The sequence below is a fragment of the Streptomyces sp. NPDC096105 genome (assembly GCF_044763335.1).
In the GTDB taxonomy this organism is placed as follows: Bacteria; Actinomycetota; Actinomycetes; order Streptomycetales; family Streptomycetaceae; genus Streptomyces.
In genome coordinates this window covers 130,148-149,491 of sequence record NZ_JBIWGC010000004.1, presented here as the reverse complement: position 1 = coordinate 149,491, position 19,344 = coordinate 130,148, and the positions used below count along the sequence as shown (strand labels likewise).

Sequence of the window (19,344 nt, the reverse complement as noted above, 5' to 3'; positions counted from 1 at the left end):
GGACCGCGTACACCCGCGGAACGAGCCGTCCCTCTCAGGCAGGACGGGGTCACCCCTAAGGGGTGGCCCCCGGGGCGCCCCCGATCGTGTCGAGGGCGGCCAGGTCCTCCTCGGTCAGGGTGAGGCCCGCGCCGGCGACGTTCTCCCGCAGGTGCGCCACCGACGACGTGCCCGGAATCAGCAGGATGTTCGGCGAGCGGTGCAGCAGCCAGGCGAGGGCGACCGCCATCGGCCGCACGCCGTGCCGGTCGGCCACCGCCGACAGCGTGGCCGACTGAAGGGGCGTGAACCCGCCGAGCGGGAAGTACGGCACGTACGCGACGCCCTGCTCCGCGAGCCGGTCGATCAGGTCGTCGTCCCGCCGGTGGGCGAGGTTGTAGAGGTTCTGCACGCAGACGAACGGCGCGATGGTCTCCGCCTCGGCGACCTGGGCGGCGGTCGCGTTGCTCAGGCCGAGGTGCCGGATCAGGCCCTCCTGCTGCAGTTCGACGAGGGTCTCGTACGCCTTCGCCGGCGAACCCGGCCGCGGTCCCGTGGCGTCGCCGAGCCGCAGGTTGACCAGGTCCAGGGTGTCGACGCCGAGGGTCTCCAGGTTCTCGTGGACGGCGCGGCGCAGGTCGTCGGGCTCGCGGGCCGGGGGCCAGCCGCCGTCGGCGTCCCGGCGCGCGCCCACCTTGGTGACGACGTGCAGCGTCTGCGGGTACGGGTGCAGGGCCTCGTGGATCAGCCGGTTGGTGACGTGCGGGCCGTAGGCGTCGGCGGTGTCGATGTGGGTGATGCCGAGGCGCACGGCCTCGCGCAGCACGGCGAGGGCGCCCTCGTGGTCGGCCGGCGGGCCCATCACGCCGGGCCCCGCGAGCTGCATGGCGCCGTACCCGAAGCGGGTGACGGTCAGGTCTCCCATCGTCCAGGTGCCGCCGGGGAGGGTGGTCGGGTCCGTGGTTGTGGTGCGCGATGTGGTCATGTCCCCACGGTCCGCCGCGGGCGGCGGTCCGCCCAGTTCCCCGCCGATCCTGGGAGTGACGGGACCAGGATCGGAACGCTCCGCCCCCTTACGCTGGAACGCATGTCTGAGGAGAACCGGCTCGGCGACTATCTCCGGGCGCGCCGCGAGCAGGTGACCCCGGCCGACCTGGGACTGCCGTCCCACGGCGTACGCAGGGTGCCCGGACTGCGCCGCGAGGAGGTCGCCCTGCTCGCGGGCATCAGCTCCGACTACTACCTGCGGCTCGAGCAGGGCCGCGACCGCAATCCGTCCCCGCAGGTCCTCGACGCGCTCGCCCGGGTGCTGCTGCTCGACGACACCGCCACGGCGTACCTCCACCAGCTCGCCGCGCCCCGGCCGCGTGCCCGGCGCCGGCCGTCCCGGCGGCCCACCGTCCCGCCGGCCACGGCGCACCTGCTGGAGTCGATCGGCCTGCCGGCGTTCGTGACGGACCGGACCCTCGACGTGATCGCGGTGAACCCGCTGGCCGCCGCGCTGGTGCCGACCGTGCGGGTGGGGGAGAACCGGCTGCGGTCGTTCTTCCTCGACCCGGCCGAGCGGGATCTGCACGCGGACTGGCCGGCCACGGCCGCGCAGTGCGTCGCCGTGTTCCGGAAGCGGCTGGGGCCGGACGCGGACGATCCGCGGGTGGTGCGGCTCGTCGGCGAACTCTCGCTGGCGAGCGCGGAGTTCCGGAAGGTGTGGGCCCGGCACGACGTGCGGCCGGTCGTGGACAAGCCGATCCGGATGAACCATCCGCAGGTCGGCGAGCTGAGCCTCACCCTGTCCAAACTGGACGTCGACGGCCCGGACGGGCTGATGCTCGCGGCGTACCACGCGGCGCCGGGCAGCGAGGACGCGGAACGGCTGGCGCTGCTGGCGTCCCTGACGACGGGGCCGGCGCGCACGACGGGACCGGCCCGGCGCGGGGCGTCCGGCGCGGACCGCCGTCCGGGTCGCGCCGAAAACGGTTTGGACCGCCCCCGCCCCACGACCTAGAATCTCCGCTCTCTTCCCGCCTCCCTCACGGAGCGCCGCCGTCCGGACGGAAACCGGCCGGCATTCCTTCCTCGCCGCACACCCGCAGCAGGTCTTTCGGAGGCACCCCCTTGTCCGCGTCCACGCCCGTAGACGAGCCCGTGAACGACCCCGTGGCCGGTCCCACCGCCCCGGCCGACGGCCCCCTCGCCCGCGAACGCGCCCACCTCACCGCGTCCCGCTCCGCCCTGCGCGCCATGCGGGAGGACGTGGAGGCGCTCGACATCCGCGACGTCACGGCCAACTGGGTGAACGCGGAGGTGCTGCAGCACCAGATCGAGGAGCGGATCAAGGCGCTGGCCGACCTCAGCGACACCCCGCTGTTCTTCGGCCGCCTCGACTACCTGCACGCGCCGGGCGCGGAGCGGGCCGGGGGCGCGGAGCGGGCCGGGGGCGCGGAGCGGGAACGCTTCTACATCGGGCGCCGGCATGTGCACGACGCGGACGGCGATCCGATGGTGATCGACTGGCGTGCGCCGGTGTCGCAGCCGTTCTACCGGGCGTCCAAGAAGGACCCGATGGACATCGGGCTGCGCCGCCGCTTCGGCTACACCGGCGGCGACCTCACCGCGTACGAGGACGAGCACCTCTCCGACCCGGCCGAGGCGGCGACCACCAGCAAGCTGCTCCAGCAGGAGATCGAGCGCCCGCGCGTCGGCCCGATGCGCGACATCGTCGCCACCATCCAGCCGGAGCAGGACGAGATCGTACGGTCCGGGCTGTCGGGCAGCGTGTGCGTGCAGGGCGGTCCCGGCACGGGCAAGACGGCCGTCGGCCTGCACCGGGTCGCGTACCTCCTCTACGCCCACCGCGAGCGCCTGGCCCGTACGGGCACCCTGGTCGTCGGACCGAACCGCTCCTTCCTGCACTACATCGAGCAGGTGCTGCCCGCGCTGGGCGAACTCACCGTCGCCCAGGCCACGGTGGACGACCTGGTGGCGCACGTGGAAGTACGCGGGACGGACGACGCGACGGCGGCGACCGTCAAGGGCGACGCGCGCATGGCGGAGGTCCTGCGCAGAGCCCTCTACTCCCACGTCACGATGCCGGCGGAACCGGTCGTGGTCGTGCGCGGCTCCCGCCGCTGGCGCGTTCCGGCGTACGAAGTCGAGGAGATCGTGCGGCAGTTGCTCGACCGGGACATCCGCTACGGCGCCGCCCGTGAGGCGCTGCCGCAGCGGATCGCGCACGCGGTGCTGGTGCGGATGGAGCGGTCGGGCGAGGCGCCGGACGACCGGGTGCAGGACGCGGTGGCGCGCAACGCGGCGGTGAGGGCCGCGGTGAAGGCGGTGTGGCCGGCCGTGGACCCGGCGAAGCTGGTGCTGCGGCTGCTGGGGGACGCGGAGTTCCTGGCGGAGCACGCGGAGGGGCTGCTCGACGAGCAGGAGCAGAAAGCGATCCTCCGGGCGAAGCCGGCGCGTTCGGTGAAGTCGGCGAAATGGTCGGCCGCGGACGCGGTGCTGATCGACGAGGCGGCGGACCTGATCCAGCGCACGCCCTCGCTGGGGCACGTGGTGCTGGACGAGGCGCAGGACCTCTCCCCCATGCAGTACCGGGCGGTGGGGCGGCGCTGCACGACCGGCTCGGCGACCGTGCTGGGCGACCTGGCGCAGGGCACCACCCCGTGGGCGACGCGCAGTTGGGAGGAGGCACTGACCCACCTGGGCAAGCCGGACGCGGTGGTCGAGGAGCTGACGGCGGGCTTCCGTGTCCCCACGGACGTCATCACGTACGCCTCCCGCCTGCTCCCGCACATCGCCCCGGGCCTCACCCCGGTCGCGTCGATCCGGGAGAACCCGGGCTTCTTCGAGGTACGCCGCTGCGAGGGCGGCCCGGACGACGTGGTGGCCGCGTGCCGCGAACTGCTGTCCCGCGAAGGCTCGGTGGGCCTGATCGCGGCGGACCCGCGCATCCCGGACCTGACCGAGGCACTCAGGTCGGCGGGCCTGCCCCACGTCGCCCCCGGCGAGGAAACGACGGCCACCACCCGCCTCACCCTGGTCCCGGCTTCCCTGGCGAAGGGTCTGGAGTACGACTACGTCCTCCTGGACGAACCCCAGGCGGTGGTCGACGCGGAACCCGACGAACGCACGGGCCTCCGCCGCCTCTACGTCACCCTGACCCGAGCGGTGTCGGGCTTGGTCATCACCCACTCGGCACCGCTGCCGGCGCAGTTGACGTGAGCAGCCCGCCCTCAGCGGGCAGTCGTGCCTCCCCCCGGTGCTCCGGGCTCCGGGAGGCGCAGCCAGGCGGTACGGGTGGGCGCGGACGGCACTCGCGAACGCCGCCCGGCCCGGCGCCAGAAGGGCCTCAGCTCCCCAGCGCCCCCCGCCACCGCGCCACGGTCTCCGCCGACACCGGCCCGCTCCAGCCCTCCGGCCGGGCGGCCCCGCCGATGTGGAAGGCGTCCACCCCCGCGTCCAGCAGCCCCGGTACGTGTTCCAGCCGCAGGCCGCCGCCGACCAGCAGTTGCTGGCCGTACCCGGGCTCGCCGCGCCGGCCCGCCTCCGCGCACAGGACGGGCAGGCCCGTGTCCACGCCCTCCGCCGAGCCGGCGGTCAGGTAGGTGTCCAGGCCGGGGAAGTCCGCGAGCTGCTTGCGCACCGCGTCGCGGTCCGCCGCGTGGTCGATGGCACGGTGGAACGTCCACCGGCACCCCTCCAGCTCGCCCGCGACCCGCTCCACCGCCGCCAGGTCCACCTGGCCGTCCGCGTCGAGGAAGCCGAGGACGAACTCCTCCGCCCCCGCCTCCCGCATCTCGCACGCCGCCGCGGCCAGCCGGTCCACCGCGCCCGCCGCGAAGCCGTCCGCCAGCCGCAGCATGACCCGGACCGGGATGTCCACGGCGGCGCGGATCGCCGTCACCGTCGCCGCGGCCGGTGTCAGGCCGTCCGCCGCCATGTCGGTGACCAGCTCGAGACGGTCCGCCCCTCCCGCCTGGGCGGCGACGGCGTCCTCGACGTCGAGGGCGATCACCTCCAGCACTGCACGCTTGCTCATGGGGCCCCATTCGTCGGTTCGGAACGACTCCTACAGGTCTAGTCCAATCTAAGCCTACGCTCGGCCCCCGACCTGCGGTTCACCCACCCGCCGACCGCGCCCGGTCACTCAGCCGTCCGGTCCGCTCAGCCGAAGATGTTCAGCTCCGCCGCCTCCACCCCCGCCAGCTCGTACGGCACCCCGTCCGCCGGGCGTCCCGCGTACAGCCGCATCAGCGTCGGCCCGTCCCCGATGAAGCGCGCCGGGGGCCGCTCCCCGGAGACGTCGCCCAGCCGCACCGGCTCGTCCACGTCGTCCAGGTCGGCGTGCAGCGGCAGGTGCCCCCGCGCACGGGTGACCTGCGCCAGCAGGGCGAGCGCGGACGGCAGCCCCGCGCCCGCGTACGCCCCCGGCTCCCCGAGTGCGACGCGCACGTCCCCGGCGTGCACCCACTCGCCGAGCGCCACCGCGTCCAGCGGTCCGTCCGCCTTCGCGATGACCGGCCCGGCCTCGGTCATGCCGCGTTCCAGTTCGTCGAGGATCCGGGCGTTGCTCCAGCCGGCCCGCTCGTCGATGTCCCGCTGGTTGCTCGCGGGCGAGAACACGTCCTTGTCGTACCGGCTCTCCACCACCCGGGACAGCGCCGCCGCGCAGTGCGCCAGCACGTCCCGCACCGTCCAGCCCGGACACGCCGTCACCGGCAGCACGAAGTCGCCCTCGTCCCTCCCCCGCAACAGCGGGAGCAGCACGTCCCGCTCGACGCTCAGCAGCCGTCCCGGCAGTTCGGGGTCCCGTACCTCGTGCACATCCGCAGGAGTCGTCATGCCGTCCACGCTAGGCCCTGCGCCACCGCCGAGACGGGAATCGCCCGGGAACGGCCGCGGGAGTCACCCCGGCCCGCACCGGTCACGAGCGGGCGGACGGGACCGTGAGAGCCGCGAGTTCACCGAGGAGCCGGGCCGCCGGCGCCGGGTCCACCAGCCACTTCAGGTGGCTGCTCGGGAGGGTGCGGACGTCGTACGGGTTGTCCGGCGTCAGCTCGTCGCCCTCGCGGATCAGCCGGTCCTGCAGAGCGAGCGGCATGCTCGCGTCGTCGGCCAGCCGGACGAAGGTCTTCGGGATCCTGCCCCAGGTCGCGGCCTGCGCCCGGTCGGCGGAGGTGCCGACGTCCAGGTTCTCGTCGGGCTGGAAGGTGCTGAGGAAGGCCAGGAGCTCCTCGTCGGTGCCGTCGGCGAGGAAGGCCGCCTTGAACGCCGCGAGGGCGGCCGGGTCCGCGGTGCGGAAGTTGACCCGGAGCAGGCCGAGTTCGGCGGGGTTCCCGGCTGCCGCCAGGGCCAGGGAGGCCGCGTCCACCTCGGCCATCTCCGGCTCGGCGTAGTAGTCGCCCGCGTCGAGCGCGACCGGGCACCAGGCCGCGACGTAGACGATGCGGTCGATCAGGTCGGGCCGCGCGTTGGCCGCCGCGGTGGCCGTGACGCCGCCGCGGCTGTGGGCGACGAGGACCACCGGGCCGTTCCGCTTCGCCCGCTCCAGGATCCCGATCAGGTGCGCGGCGTTGTCGGCCAGCGTGACGCCCTTGATCACGCCGGGCGCGGTGGCGAGCCCTTCGGGGTCCTGCGGCGCCTGGTAGGCGCGGGTGTAGGTGGCTCCGAAGCCGTGGCCGGGCAGGTCGACGGCGACCGAACGGTGCCCGAGGAGGCCGAGTTCGGCCTGGAGCGGCGCGAAGGAGAAGGAGTTGGCGAAGGCCCCGTGGACCAGCACGAACGTCGGTTGCACCTGGCTGCTCACTTCTTGCGGTCTCCTTCAGGTCGGGGCCCGCGCGGCGTGCCCCGGCGAGGAGCCGCCGGGGTGGTGTGCGGGCGGCGATCCGCGCTCCGGCGGGTCACACTACTCAGTGGAAGATCGTCCGCACCAGCAGTTATCAGCCCTTCCGCTTGTGTACGCCGCCCTGACGTGCGGGCGGGGACGCCCCGCCGAGCGGGAACGCACGTCGGCCGGCGCACTGCAACGTGCTCGGCACGCCGCCGGCGTCCGCCTGTCGCGCGGGAAGGACGACCACCCCGGCCGTGACGTGCTTCCCCGGTCCGCACATGCGTTCCGGCTCACCCAGGGGGACCACGACGGGGCCGGAGGCGGGCGTTCCCGCCCGGCGGCGCCCCCCGGGGAGCCGCCGGGCGGGAGGCCGGACGCACGGCGCCGCAGCCCCCGTGCGAGGGCTGCGGCGCCGGGCCGTCCGGGTCTCCCGGCGCGTCGGGAGACCCGGACCGCCGGGTCAGTGCGCCAGCGCGGGCTCCGCGCCGTCCACGTCGTCGGCGTCGTCCTTCTTCGGGGCGCCGGCGGTGGCGCCGTCATCGGGCGTGCCGGAGCCGGCGTCGCCGGAGGCGGCCGGCGGGTGCGGCGCCTTCTTCTCCCGGCGGGCCAGCCACAGGTCCACCAGGAACTGCAGGACCAGTCCGGCCCCGCCCCAGACGGCGACGGTCAGGAGGTTGCCGCCGATGCCGTGACCGTCGAAGTAGACCAGCGAGCGGACGGTGTCCACGGCGGCCGGCAGCGGCAGGACGTCCTGGAGGGGGCGGAACACGTCCGGCACCATGTAGACGGACATGCCGCCGCCCGAGGCGGGAACGCCGGCGAGCATCAGGACCAGCATCACGGGGACGATGGCGGCGAGGCCGAACGTCCGGGTGAAGACGCCGGTCACCAGGGAGACGCAGAAGATGGTGGCCGCGCCGAAGCCGATCATCTCCGGGGCGTGGCCGTTGACGGCTCCGATCAGGACGTCGAAGAGGAACCACAGCCACAGCGCCATGCCGGCCGCCCAGCCGGCGAGCTTCACCACGAAGTGACGCAGCCGCGTCAGCTCCGGCGCCCCGCCGCGCAGCACCGCCATGATCAGGAAGCCCGCCATGATCCACGACATGCCGACGTACATGCTGTTGCTGCCCATGGTGTCGTTCTCGGTCAGCGGCTTGACGTCGGTCAGTTCCAGGGGGACCTTCTGGCCGGCGGCCACCTGCTGGAACACCGCCCGCAGCGCCGTCTGCTGGCTGGATCCGGCCGCCGAGGAGCTGTAGAGAACGGCCGGGTCGTCCGCCGTGGCCGGCAGGACGTAGGCGCCGACGATCTCCTGCTCGAGGATCTGGTCCCTCGCCGCTTCGGCGGAGGTGCCGGTCCGGATGTCGAGCATGGCGCCGAGCTGCGGCTTCAGCCCTTCCGCCGTCCGCTCCGCCTGTGCGGCGTCGGCGGCGACCACCACCACGGGCATGTCATGGAGCTCCGGGCGGTGCATCGCGGCGCTCATGCTGCCGACCACGCCCACCAGAATGGCCAGCGGGAAGGCGATCGCGGCGAAGTAGCGGACCTTCGGCGACCGCACGGGTCCGCCGGCCAGCGCGGGCAGCGGGGTGCTCACGTCGTCGACCGGAGGCGCGGCCGGGATCACGGTCCCGGAGCGGCGCTCCTTCAGCAGCGCGAGCAGGAAGGCGACCACGATCCACACGGCCAGCGGCGTCAGGTAGCCGACGACGCCTCGGTCGTCGAAGTACAGCAGGGAGCGCAGGGCCTCACCCGCGGCGGGCAGGGGCAGCACCCCGTGCAGCCACTGGAAGAAGCCCGGCATGCTGTGGACCGGGAGCGCCAGGTTGGACGCGGGCATGCCGAAGACGACCCACAGCAGCATCCCGAACAGGACGGCCAGCGGCCCGACGAGCTTGGTGAAGAGGAGCTGCGTCATGCCGACCGCGCCGACGGCCAGCATGCCGACGCCGAGGAACTGCAGGTAGTGGCCGTCCACCGCTCCCACGACCGGACCGAGGATGATCCAGATGACGGTGCTGGTCACCGCCGCCCAGCCGATGAGGAGCGGGACGAACCGCCGCAGGGTCAGCAGGAACGGCAGGGACATCGTCAGCACGCTCAGCGGCACGTAGCCGGCCAGCATCATGCCCATGCCCGCGAAGAGGACCGCGACGCCCGACAGGTCGCCGTCGGGGAGCGGGGCCGCGTCCTTGGTGGTGATCTGCCACTGGTTCTCGGCGGCCACCGGAGTCAGCAGGTGCTGGACCGTGCTCGCCGCGGAGGCGCCCCCGGCCGAGGCCGTGTGGATCACGGCCTCGCCCCGGCCCCCCGCGGGTATCTCCAGGGCACCGGAGACCTCACGGTCCTCGATCAGGTCGAGCGCCTCGCCGGCGGTGGCGACCAGCCGCGGTTCGAGGGGGTCGCCCGGCAGGGAGTCCAGGGCGGCGACGGTCTTCTCCGCCACCTGCCCCGAGCCCACGACGGCCACCGGGACGTCCTTCGGGGCGGGCGCGTGCATGGTCCCGACGTAGGTCGCGTACATCATCGTCACCATCAGGAAGGGCATGGCGAAGAGGGCGACGTAGCGGCCGATCCGGGTCTTGCGGTCTTCCACCCGGGGCGCGCCGGGCAGGCCCGGGCCGCTGGTCGGGGCGGCGGCGGACCGGCCGGGTGAGGGGCCGCCGGCGGGCGGGGCGGGGGCGGAGGGTTCCACGAAGTCTGGCTCCTTGTCGGACTCGTCGTAGGCGGGCGGGGCCGGGGGAAGGCCGGTCGGCCGGCTCGGCCGCGGAGAGGTGCGGTGATCGCGGGCCCCGGGCCCGGCAGCGGACCGGACCCCAAAGCTAAGTCACACGACTTACGAACAGGGTTCTAATGTAAGTCATGTGCCTTACGTTCGCGGACGTGGGTTACGTTGGCGATTCCGCAGGGCGCGGTCAGCAGGAGATGACGACTACCGATGGCCAGATCAGAGGCGGCGCGCACCGCGCTGCTCGACGCCGCCGAACGCCTGTTCGTGCAGGTGGGCATGTCCCACGTCTCGGACCGCAAGATCGCCGAGATCGCGGGGAACACCAACCACTCGGCCGTGGGCTACTACTTCGGCGGCCGCGAGGGTCTGCTGCGTGCCCTGCTCACCCGTCATCTGAGGGACCTCGAGGAGCCCCGCCGGGCGATGTTCGAGCGCTCCGACTCACTCCTGGACGACGTACGCGCCCTCGTGGTGCCGGTGACCGACGCCCTCGCCGAGCTGCCGCAGCCGACCTGGCGGGCGCGGTTCGTCAGCCAGGCGATGCACGATCCCACCGCCACGCACCTGCTCCACGGCATGGCCGAGGACGCGCCGACCGCCACGCTGATCGTCCGGTCGGTGATCTCCCGCCTGGACCACCTGCCCCGGGAGATCGTCCGCGGCCGGGCGCTGCTGATGACCCGCGTCGTCATGACGTGCTGCGCCGACATGGAGGAGCGCGCCGAACGGGACGGCCGGACACCGCACTGGCACGCCGCCGGCGACTTCCTGTCGGACGCCCTCACCGGGATGCTGACGGCTCCGGTGAACAGGCGCCCGGCCGGGGCCGAGGGGGGACCCGTCTTCTGAGGCGCTTCCGGGGAGCCCGGGGAAGGAGCCGGGCCGCGACGTCCGTCCGACCCTGGCGCCGAGCGCCGGCCGCGGCCTCGTCCGCGTCGAGGTGACCGGCGCCCGGGACCGCCGGCCGCCCGCGGACGCGCCCCGCCCGCCCGCCGGTCCGGAGGCGGGGACCGGCGGGGGCTGCGGCTGGTGTCGCGGCCCGTGAGCCGGGTCCGCGTCGTGCCGCGCACGGACGGCGGGCCCGGGAAGACCGTGCGGGCGGAGCCGCTGCCGTGACGCCCGGGGCGCGGACCGGGAACAATGGGCTCATGGCCGACACCGAGGATCTCCGTGCCCGTTTCGTCCGTGCGCTGGAAGGGGTCCGGGGATCCGCGGAGGGTCCGGACCCGTTGCCGTACGCGGACCGTCTGATCGCGCGCTGGCAGGAGCCGCAGCGGCGGTACCACACGCTCGATCACCTCACCGCGGTCCTCGACCGCGTCGACGAGCTGGCGGACCACGCCGACGACCCCGACGTCGTACGGCTCGCCGCGTGGTTCCACGACGCCGTCTACCTGCCGGACCGGTCCGAGAACGAGGAGCGGTCCGCCCGTCTCGCCGAGCGCGCGCTGCCCGAGGCCGGGGTGTCGGCGGCGAAGACCGAGGAGGTGGCCCGGCTGGTGCGGCTCACCGTGACGCACGACCCCGCCGACGACGACCGCGACGGCCAGGTGCTGTGCGACGCCGACCTCGCGGTGCTCGCGTCCGCGCCGTCGGCGTACGCCGCCTACACCGCCGCGATCCGGGAGGAGTACCAGTTCGTGCCGAACGACGCCTTCCGCGAGGGCCGCGCCGACATCCTGCGTCGGCTCCTCGGCCTGCGCAGCGTGTTCCGCACCCCGTACGGCCAGGAGCACTGGGAGGCCACCGCCCGTTACAACCTGCGCGGCGAGCTGGACATGCTGTCGACCCCGCTGCCGCCCTCCGCCTAACCTCTCCCCATGCATGCCTCGGGAGCGGACCAGGTGGAGGCGGCCGTCGCGCACAGCGTGGCGGTCCTGGGGGCGGTCACCGGCCGGGACTGGACGAAGGTGCGGGCGGGCCGGCTGGAGTGGGACTGCCGGGAGACGGCGGAGCACGTCGCGGGCGACCTCATCGGGTACGCGACCCAGCTCACGGGCCGGGGCCGGCACGTGTACGCGTCGTTCGACTTCTCGCTGCGGGCCGACGCCGGCAACGACGGCGCCCTCCACGTGATCTCCGCCATGGGCGCCCTTCTCGCCGCCGCCGTCCGCACCACCCCCCGCTCCGTGCGCGCCTTCCACCCGTACCCGTTCCGGCACGCGAACCGTGAGGGTTTCGCCGCGATGGGCGTCGCCGAGGTGCTGCTGCACACGCACGACATGGCCGAGGGGCTGGGCATCGCGTACGAACCGCCCGACGGGCTCTGCGAGTTCGTGCTGACGCGGATCTTCCCGCACGTCCGGCCGGGGCCGTCGCCCTGGCCGACGCTGCTGTGGGCGACGGGCCGCGGCGAGCTGCCCGGGCGGGAGCCGGTCACCACCTGGCGCTGGTACAACAACCCGGTGCTGCGGTCGGAGCGGCTCGACCTGGAGGGCGTCACCCCGGCGGTCGCCGCGAGCCTGTCCCTCGCGGGCGACGGCGGTTTCACCTGGGCGGGCGGCGCGCCCGCCGACGGCACCCGGGTGGGCGCCGGGTTCGGCGTCACCCAGTACGAGGAGGGCGCGTACCGCCCGGAGTGGGGCATGTACGTGCTGGTCCGCCGGGAGGACGACCTCGCGGTGGGCGCGATGGGCTTCCACGGCGCGCCCGACGGCGACGGCCGGGTGGAGATCGGCTACGACCTCGTCGCGGAGGCGCGCGGGAACGGGTACGCGACCGAGGCGCTGCGCACCCTGTCGGCGTGGGCGCTCGGCCAGGACTCCGTGCACGCCGTGACGGCCGTCGTCGAGGAGGACAACGTGCCGTCGCGGAAGGTCGTCACCCGCGCCGGGTTCACCGAGGTGTCCCGGCAGGAGGGACGCATCACCTACGAACTGCGCGCCTGAGCCACGCATTGCGCCCTTGGCCCACGGACCGCGCCCCCGGCCCACGGACCGCGCGTCTGAGCAACGGACCGCGCCCCCGGCCCACGGCCCCGCCCCCGCCCCACGGACCGCGCCCCTGACCTACCCCGAACCGCCCGTCCGGTCCGCCCGCTTGCGCCGCCGCAGGCCCGCCCCGTGCAGCAGCCGCACCACCTCGCGGCTGCTGACCTCGACCGCGCCCGCGCGCACCGCGTCCGCGTACCGGTGCGCCGGGATGTCGTAGTGGTCGCGTTCGAAGGCACGGCGGGGCACGCCCAGACCGGCGGCGAAGAGGTGCAGCTCGGTGTAGGAGACGTCACTCACCAGGTGGGACCACAGGCGGCCGTGCCCCGGCCAGGCGGGCGGGTCGATGTACACGGTCACGACGAGGGGCCCGCCTCGCCCAGTCCGCCCACCGCCGCGACCTTCACGCCCGCCTTGTGGCACACCCAGTGCGGGTCGGGGCCCAGCTCCGGCTCGACCTCCAGCGCGTGCGGGCCGCCGCTGCCGCACACCGGGCACAGCGGCCAGCGTCCGTACCGCTCCAGCAGGGCGTCCTGCACGTCCTGCGCGACCAGCCCGGCCAGGAAGCTCGCGCCCTCCGGCCACTGCTCGACCCACCAGCGGCGGTGCGCGACGGAGTCCTCGACCAGGGACACCACGTCCGCCTCGGCGACCCCGCGCGCCACGAGATCGGCCAGCACGAGGGCCCGCGCCGCGTGCAACGCTTGTTCCAGGGGGCCGACCGGGGGGGTGCCGGGTTCACGCTCGGGGTGCATGTCCCCCATTGTGCGCACTCTTGACCGGAAGCCCGTGCCGAAAATATCTTTCATACCGTGACCCATGAAGTGAAGGAAATTTTCGGGAGCGCCGGCGCCTCACCCACTCCCCCCGCACCCGCCGCCCTCGCGGCCAAGGTGCGCACGCTGGCCCCGTCGATGACCCGCTCCATGCAGCGCGTCGCCGAGGCCGTCGCCGACGACCCGGCCGGCTGCGCGGCGCTCACGGTCACCGGCCTCGCCGAGCTGACCGGCACCAGCGAGGCCACCGTCGTCCGCACGGCCCGCCTGCTCGGCTACCCGGGCTACCGGGACCTGCGGCTCGCCCTGGCCGGCCTCGCCGCCCAGCAGCAGTCGGGACGCGCCCCCGCCATCACCACGGACATCGCGGTGGACGACCCCATCGCCGACGTCGTCGCCAAGCTCGCCTACGACGAGCAGCAGACCCTCGCCGACACCGCCGCCGGACTGGACACCGTCCAGCTCGCCGCCGCCGTGACCGCCCTCGCGGGCGCCCGCCGCACCGATGTGTACGGCGTCGGCGCGTCCGGGCTGGTCGCCCAGGATCTCACCCAGAAGCTGCTGCGCATAGGCCTGCTGGCGCACGCCCACAGCGATCCGCACCTCGCCGTCACCAACGCGGTGCAGCTGCGCGCCGGGGACGTGGCGATCGCCGTCACCCACTCCGGCACCACCGGCGACGTCATCGAGCCGCTCCGGGTGGCCTTCGAGCACGGGGCCACCACGGTCGCCGTCACCGGCCGCCCCGACAGCCCCGTCACGCAGTACGCCGACCACGTCCTGACCACGTCCACGGCCCGCGAGAGCGAGCTGCGCCCGGCCGCGATGTCCTCCCGTACGGGTCAACTGCTGGTCGTGGACTGCCTGTTCGTGGGCGTCGCCCAGCGCACCTACGAGGCGGCCGCGCCCGCCCTGTCGGCGTCGTACGAGGCGCTGGCGCACCGGCACCGGGCGACCCGCAAGGGCCCGTGAGGGAAGCACGCCCTCCCGGCCGCGCGCCCCGCGCACCCCCGTCGTACCCCGTCCGTGCCGTCCGGCCCGACCGAAAGAACACCGCCCATGACCTCCACCTCCCGCGACCGTGATCTGCGCTCCCAGCTCGAGACCCTGACCACCGAGGCGTTCCGGCCCGAGCTGGCGGAGGTCGACCGGCTGCCCACGCTCGAGATCGCACGGCTGATGAACGCCGAGGACGCCTCGGTCGCGGGCGCCGTGGCCGAGCAGGTGCCCGCCATCGCCGCCGCGATCGACGCCGTGGCGGAGCGGATGGCGCGCGGCGGGCGGCTGGTCTACGCGGGCGCGGGCACGGCGGGACGGCTGGGCGTGCTGGATGCCTCCGAGTGCCCGCCCACCTTCAACACCGACCCGGCGCGGGTCGTCGGCCTGATCGCGGGCGGCCCGGACGCCATGGTCAACCCGGCCGAGGGCGCCGAGGACTCCCCCGAGCTGGCCGAGTCCGACCTCGCCGCGCTCGGCGTCACCCCCGACGACACGGTGGTCGGCGTCTCCGCCTCCGGCCGCACCCCGTACGCGGTCGGCGCGGTCGCGTACGCCCGCGAGCGCGGGGCGCTCACGGTGGGGCTGTCGTGCAACCGGGGCAGCGCGCTCGCGGCGGCGGCCGAGCACGGCATCGAGGTGGTCGTGGGCCCGGAGTTCCTCACCGGCTCCACCCGCCTCAAGGCCGGCACGGCGCAGAAGCTCGTGCTGAACATGCTGTCGACGATCACGATGATCCGGCTGGGCAAGACGTACGGGAACCTGATGGTCGACGTGCGCGCCTCCAACGAGAAGCTGCGCGCCCGCTCCCGGCGGATCGTCGCCCAGGTGACGGGCGCCGGCGACGAAGCCGTGGAGCGTGCCCTCGCCACCACGGACGGCGAGGTCAAGAACGCCATCCTGGTGCTGCTGGCCGGGGTGGACGGGCCGACGGCCGCCCGGCTGCTGGACGAGGCCGACGGACATCTGCGGGCGGCGCTGGCGGCCGCGGGGAGCTGACCGTCCGGCGCTGGGATACTGGAGCGGTCCCCCACCCGGAGAATCCACCATGAACCACGCACAGCTCACCGCCCTCGGCCGGGCCCTGCGTGTGCTCGGTGAGCACGGCGAGGCGCTCTCCGCCGACACCCCGGACGCCCGGCTGCACGAGGTGCGGGCCGACCTGCGGCGGGCGCTGGACCTGCTGGAGGACAGCGTCACCACCGCCCCGCCCAGCACCCGCTGCGCCGAGCACCCCACGGGACCGGTCGACGAGAGCGCCCCGGACCTGTGCCTGCTCTGCGAGACCCGGCGCCGCGCCGCCCGCCGCGCCGAGTTCAACGGCCCGGCCCCGCAGGCCCGCCCCGCCGATCCCGCGCCCTCCCGGTACGGGGTGCGCGGCGACCGCCCGCAGCCGCAGCAGCGCTGGCTGCCGGAGATGTGGAACGGCCAGGCCTGGCAGCTGTGCGGCACCCCGCGCCGCGACCGCCGCGAGGCGGAACTCTTCGTCAAGGCCCAGCTCCGCGGCCCCCGCCCGGCGGTGGCCTACCGCGTCGTCCACGAGTTCACCGACTACGAGGTCCTGCGGATATGGGGCACCCCGGTGCGAATGGACATCGAGCCGATGGGCAATGTCTGAGGCGCGCGGGCCTCACGGCTCCCCGATCCGGAGCGGGGCCGGGCCGTCCCGGCACACCCACGGCCGGCACGGCCGCCAGGGCCACGCACGAAAAGGCGCGGCGCCCCTGGTGAGAGGGGTGCCGCGCCTCGGCTGCCCGGACCGGGCCCGGACTCAGCTCAGCGACGTCAGCGAGGACGCGTCGTACGACGTCAGCTCGTCGAAGCGGCCGGCCAGGACCTTGGCCGCCCACTCCGGGTCCTGGAGGACCGCGCGTCCCACCGCGACCAGGTCGAACTCGTCGCGCTCGAAGCGGTCGAGGAGGTCGTCGATGCCGCGCGTCGCGGCGCCCTCACCCAGGAAGGCGCGGCCGAACTCGCCGTCCAGGCCGACCGAGCCGACCGTGATGGCCGGCCTGCCGGTCAGCTTGCGGGCCCAGCCGGCCAGGTTGAGGTCGGAGCCGTCGAACTCGGGGAGCCAGTAGCGGCGCGTGGACGCGTGGAAGGCGTCGACGCCGGCCGTGGCGAGCGGGGTGAGGATCGCCTCCAGCTCCTGCGGGGTCTCGGCGAGCCGGGCGCCGTAGTGGTCGGCCTTCCACTGCGAGAAGCGGAGGACGACCGGGAAGCCGGGCGACACGGCCGCGCGCACGGCCTGCACGATCTCCACGGCGAACCGGGTGCGGGCCACCGGGTCGCCGCCGTAGGCGTCGGTGCGGCGGTTGGTGCCCGCCCACAGGAACTGGTCGATGAGGTAGCCGTGGGCGCCGTGCAGCTCCACGCCGTCGAAGCCGATGCGCTCCGCCGCGGCCGCCGCCTCGGCGAACGCGGCCACGACGGCGTCGATGTCGGCCCGGGTCATGGCCCGGCCGCCCTCGGAGCCGTCCAGGCGCAGTCCCGACGGACCGACCGCCGGCGCCTGCGGGAAGGGCGGCTGTCCCTCCTCGCGGACCATGCCGACGTGCCACAGCTGAGGCATGATGCGGCCCCCCGCGGCGTGCACGGCCTCCGCGACCTTCGCCCAGCCGGCGAGCTGCTCCTCCCCGTGGAACCGGGGGATGCGGTCGCTGACACCGGCGGACGGGTGGTCGACGTACGTGCCCTCGGTGACGATCAGCCCGACCCCGGCGGCGGCCCGCCGGGCGTAGTACGACGCGACGTCCTCCCCCGGCACCCCGCCCGGCGAGAACTGACGGGTCATGGGCGCCATGACGATGCGGTTGGGCACGGTCAGCCCGTTGAGGGCGACCGGCCGGGCCAGGACCTCGGCGGCACGTCCGGTGGCCTCGGAGGCGGTGACGGTCATCAGAGAGACTCCTCGAGCATACTGAACGGTATGTGTACGTGCATGCAACGCTCATCTCGTCGAACCGGCGCGAGGCGGCGGGCATTCCCGCCCCTCCCCCGCCCGCCCCTGTGACGCCCGTCACCCGTGAGGCCCTCTGCGGGACCCGGACACGCCGGAGGGCGGCACCCCCCGCACGGGGGGTGCCGCCCTCCGGACCGTCGGACGGGTCCGAACCTGACGGATCAGGCTCAGAAGTCCATGTCACCGCCCGGCATGCCGCCGCCGGCCGGGGCCGCGGCCTTCTCCGGCTTGTCGGCGATGACGGCCTCGGTGGTGAGGAACAGCGCGGCGATCGACGCGGCGTTCTGCAGCGCGGAGCGCGTCACCTTGGCCGGGTCGATGATGCCTTCCTTGACCAGGTCGACGTACTCGCCGGTCGCGGCGTTCAGGCCGTGGCCCGGGGTCAGGTTGCGCACCTTCTCCACCACGACGCCGCCCTCGAGGCCGGCGTTGACGGCGATCTGCTTCAGCGGGGCCTCCAGGGCGATGCGCACGGCGTTGGCGCCGGTCGCCTCGTCACCCTCGAGCTCCAGCTTCTCGAACACCTGGGAGGCCTGCAGCAGGGCCACGCCACCACCGGCGACGATGCCCTCCTCGACGGCCGCCTTGGCGTTGCGCACGGCGTCCTCGATGCGGTGCTTGCGCTCCTTGAGCTCCACCTCGGTGGCGGCGCCGGCCTTGATGACGGCCACACCGCCGGCGAGCTTCGCCAGGCGCTCCTGCAGCTTCTCGCGGTCGTAGTCCGAGTCGCTGTTCTCGATCTCGGCGCGGATCTGGTTCACGCGGCCCTGGACCTGGTCGGCGGAGCCGGCGCCGTCGACGATGGTGGTCTCGTCCTTGGTGATGACCACCTTGCGGGCCTTGCCCAGCAGGTCGAGGGTGGCGTTCTCCAGCTTGAGGCCGACCTCCTCGGAGATGACCTCGCCGCCCGTGAGGATGGCGATGTCGCCGAGCATGGCCTTGCGGCGGTCGCCGAAGCCCGGGGCCTTGACGGCGACGGACTTGAAGGTGCCGCGGATCTTGTTGACCACCAGGGTGGACAGGGCCTCGCCCTCGACGTCCTCGGCGATGATCAGCAGCGGCTTGCCCGACTGCATGACCTTCTCCAGGAGCGGGAGCAGGTCCTTGACGTTGGAGATCTTGGAGTTCGCGATCAGGATGTACGGGTCGTCGAGGACGGCCTCCATACGCTCCATGTCGGTGGCGAAGTACGCCGAGATGTAGCCCTTGTCGAAGCGCATACCCTCGGTGAGCTCCAGCTCCAGACCGAAGGTCTGGGACTCCTCGACGGTGATGACGCCTTCCTTGCCGACCTTGTCCATGGCCTCGGCGATGAGCTCGCCGATCTGGGTGTCGGCGGCGGAGATGGAGGCCGTGGAAGCGATCTGCTCCTTGGTCTCGACGTCCTTCGCCTGCTCCAGCAGAGCGGCGGAGACCGACTCGACGGCCTTCTCGATGCCGCGCTTCAGGGCCATCGGGTTGGCGCCGGCGGCGACGTTGCGCAGGCCCTCCTTGACCAGGGCCTGGGCGAGAACGGTCGCGGTGGTCGTACCGTCACCGGCGACGTCGTCCGTCTTCTTGGCGACTTCCTTGACCAGCTCGGCGCCGATCTTCTCGTACGGGTCCTCGAGCTCGATCTCCTTGGCGATGGAGACACCATCGTTGGTGATCGTGGGGGCGCCCCACTTCTTCTCGAGGACGACGTTGCGGCCCTTGGGGCCGAGCGTCACCTTCACGGCGTCCGCGAGCTGGTTCATGCCGCGCTCGAGGCCGCGCCGCGCCTCCTCGTCGAACGCGATGATCTTGGCCATGTGAAGTGGTCCCTCCAGGACTGGGGGTGATTCCTTCGGACCGCGCCCGCGCCCGCGACGGACGGCTCGCCGGCCGTGTGGTTCCTTGCCCCACGTGACCTGGCGGGCCTCACCGACCCGGTCCTTCGTTGTCACTCTCACCTTCAGAGTGCTAACGCCAATGATTAGCACTCGACCCCCGAGAGTGCAAGGCGCGCTCGCGAAGCGAGTGCTCGTTGAGGGGTGGCGGTCGGGTGACGGGAGGGCGCAAGGCGCGCTCGCGAAGCGAGTGCTCGTTGAGGGGTGGCGGTCGGGTGACGGGAGGGCGCAAGGCGCGCTCGCGAAGCGAGTGCTCGTTGAGGG

At 73.9% G+C, this 19,344-nt stretch carries 17 protein-coding genes; 8 read left to right on the top strand and 9 right to left on the bottom strand.

The genetic code is table 11. The features are described from left to right. Window positions 1-55: 55 nt before the first annotated feature. A complete protein-coding gene (locus ACIQ8B_RS08540; RefSeq protein WP_403546224.1) occupies window positions 56-964 on the bottom strand; it encodes an aldo/keto reductase family oxidoreductase in 909 nt (302 codons plus the stop codon). Window positions 965-1,066: 102 nt separating this feature from the next. On the opposite strand from ACIQ8B_RS08540, the gene ACIQ8B_RS08535 reads away from it, so the two are divergent. Together ACIQ8B_RS08535 and ACIQ8B_RS08530 are read left to right on the top strand one after the other, a co-directional pair. After that, on the top strand, window positions 1,067-1,984 hold the full coding sequence (locus ACIQ8B_RS08535) for a helix-turn-helix transcriptional regulator (protein ID WP_403546223.1): 918 nt from the start codon (window positions 1,067-1,069) through the stop codon (window positions 1,982-1,984). Window positions 1,985-2,094: 110 nt separating this feature from the next. Beyond that, window positions 2,095-4,206, top strand: coding sequence for a HelD family protein (locus ACIQ8B_RS08530; protein ID WP_403546222.1), 2,112 nt, complete (start codon window positions 2,095-2,097; stop codon window positions 4,204-4,206). A gap of 127 nt (window positions 4,207-4,333) precedes the next feature. Here ACIQ8B_RS08530 and ACIQ8B_RS08525 read toward each other — a convergent pair whose 3' ends face one another. From ACIQ8B_RS08525 to ACIQ8B_RS08510, 4 genes are all read right to left on the bottom strand, one after another. Further along, window positions 4,334-5,023 carry a copper homeostasis protein CutC gene (locus ACIQ8B_RS08525; protein ID WP_403546221.1) on the bottom strand — a complete coding sequence of 230 codons (690 nt, stop codon included), beginning with the start codon at window positions 5,021-5,023 and terminating at the stop codon, window positions 4,334-4,336. A gap of 125 nt (window positions 5,024-5,148) precedes the next feature. Continuing rightward, the gene (locus ACIQ8B_RS08520) at window positions 5,149-5,826 is read right to left on the bottom strand and encodes a maleylpyruvate isomerase family mycothiol-dependent enzyme (RefSeq protein ID WP_403546220.1); all 678 of its coding nucleotides are present in this window, start codon (window positions 5,824-5,826) and stop codon (window positions 5,149-5,151) included. 82 nt (window positions 5,827-5,908) lie between these two features. Then, window positions 5,909-6,790, bottom strand: coding sequence for an alpha/beta hydrolase (locus tag ACIQ8B_RS08515; protein ID WP_403546219.1), 882 nt, complete (start codon window positions 6,788-6,790; stop codon window positions 5,909-5,911). 484 nt (window positions 6,791-7,274) lie between these two features. Next, window positions 7,275-9,512 (bottom strand): ABC transporter permease, encoded by a 2,238-nt coding sequence (locus ACIQ8B_RS08510; protein ID WP_403546218.1) that lies wholly within the window; start codon window positions 9,510-9,512, stop codon window positions 7,275-7,277. A gap of 243 nt (window positions 9,513-9,755) precedes the next feature. Here ACIQ8B_RS08510 and ACIQ8B_RS08505 point away from each other — a divergent pair, with 243 nt between their 5' ends. The 3 genes from ACIQ8B_RS08505 to ACIQ8B_RS08495 all read left to right on the top strand — a co-directional run bounded on the left by ACIQ8B_RS08505 (window position 9,756) and on the right by ACIQ8B_RS08495 (window position 12,436). Continuing rightward, window positions 9,756-10,397: a TetR/AcrR family transcriptional regulator gene (locus ACIQ8B_RS08505; RefSeq protein ID WP_106413664.1), complete on the top strand. Its 642-nt coding sequence runs from the start codon at window positions 9,756-9,758 to the stop codon at window positions 10,395-10,397. A gap of 299 nt (window positions 10,398-10,696) precedes the next feature. Then, entirely contained in the window at window positions 10,697-11,359 is a 663-nt protein-coding gene (locus ACIQ8B_RS08500; protein WP_403546217.1) for a hypothetical protein, read from the top strand. A 33-nt stretch (window positions 11,360-11,392) separates the two neighbouring features. Next, window positions 11,393-12,436: a GNAT family N-acetyltransferase gene (locus tag ACIQ8B_RS08495; protein ID WP_403546391.1), complete on the top strand. Its 1,044-nt coding sequence runs from the start codon at window positions 11,393-11,395 to the stop codon at window positions 12,434-12,436. 120 nt (window positions 12,437-12,556) lie between these two features. Here ACIQ8B_RS08495 and ACIQ8B_RS08490 read toward each other — a convergent pair whose 3' ends face one another. Next, window positions 12,557-12,838, bottom strand: a complete 282-nt coding sequence (locus ACIQ8B_RS08490) for a DUF4031 domain-containing protein (protein WP_106413661.1) — start codon at window positions 12,836-12,838, stop codon at window positions 12,557-12,559. After that, window positions 12,835-13,233, bottom strand: coding sequence for a hypothetical protein (locus tag ACIQ8B_RS08485; protein ID WP_106416353.1), 399 nt, complete (start codon window positions 13,231-13,233; stop codon window positions 12,835-12,837). The genes ACIQ8B_RS08490 and ACIQ8B_RS08485 overlap by 4 nt, the downstream gene beginning before the upstream one ends. A 57-nt stretch (window positions 13,234-13,290) precedes the next feature. On the opposite strand from ACIQ8B_RS08485, the gene ACIQ8B_RS08480 reads away from it, so the two are divergent. The 3 genes from ACIQ8B_RS08480 to ACIQ8B_RS08470 all read left to right on the top strand — a co-directional run bounded on the left by ACIQ8B_RS08480 (window position 13,291) and on the right by ACIQ8B_RS08470 (window position 15,868). Continuing rightward, a complete protein-coding gene (locus ACIQ8B_RS08480; RefSeq protein ID WP_106413660.1) occupies window positions 13,291-14,226 on the top strand; it encodes a MurR/RpiR family transcriptional regulator in 936 nt (311 codons plus the stop codon). Between the two features lie 87 nt (window positions 14,227-14,313). Then, window positions 14,314-15,249: an N-acetylmuramic acid 6-phosphate etherase gene (gene murQ / locus ACIQ8B_RS08475; protein ID WP_403546216.1), complete on the top strand. Its 936-nt coding sequence runs from the start codon at window positions 14,314-14,316 to the stop codon at window positions 15,247-15,249. Between the two features lie 49 nt (window positions 15,250-15,298). Next, window positions 15,299-15,868: a hypothetical protein gene (locus tag ACIQ8B_RS08470; RefSeq protein ID WP_403546215.1), complete on the top strand. Its 570-nt coding sequence runs from the start codon at window positions 15,299-15,301 to the stop codon at window positions 15,866-15,868. Window positions 15,869-16,021: 153 nt separating this feature from the next. On the opposite strand, the gene ACIQ8B_RS08465 is transcribed toward ACIQ8B_RS08470, so the two are convergent. Together ACIQ8B_RS08465 and groL are read right to left on the bottom strand one after the other, a co-directional pair. Continuing rightward, window positions 16,022-17,149: an NADH:flavin oxidoreductase gene (locus tag ACIQ8B_RS08465; RefSeq protein WP_106413657.1), complete on the bottom strand. Its 1,128-nt coding sequence runs from the start codon at window positions 17,147-17,149 to the stop codon at window positions 16,022-16,024. 230 nt (window positions 17,150-17,379) lie between these two features. Further along, window positions 17,380-19,002 (bottom strand): chaperonin GroEL, encoded by a 1,623-nt coding sequence (gene groL / locus ACIQ8B_RS08460; RefSeq protein WP_106413656.1) that lies wholly within the window; start codon window positions 19,000-19,002, stop codon window positions 17,380-17,382. Between the last annotated feature and the right edge of the window lie 342 nt (window positions 19,003-19,344).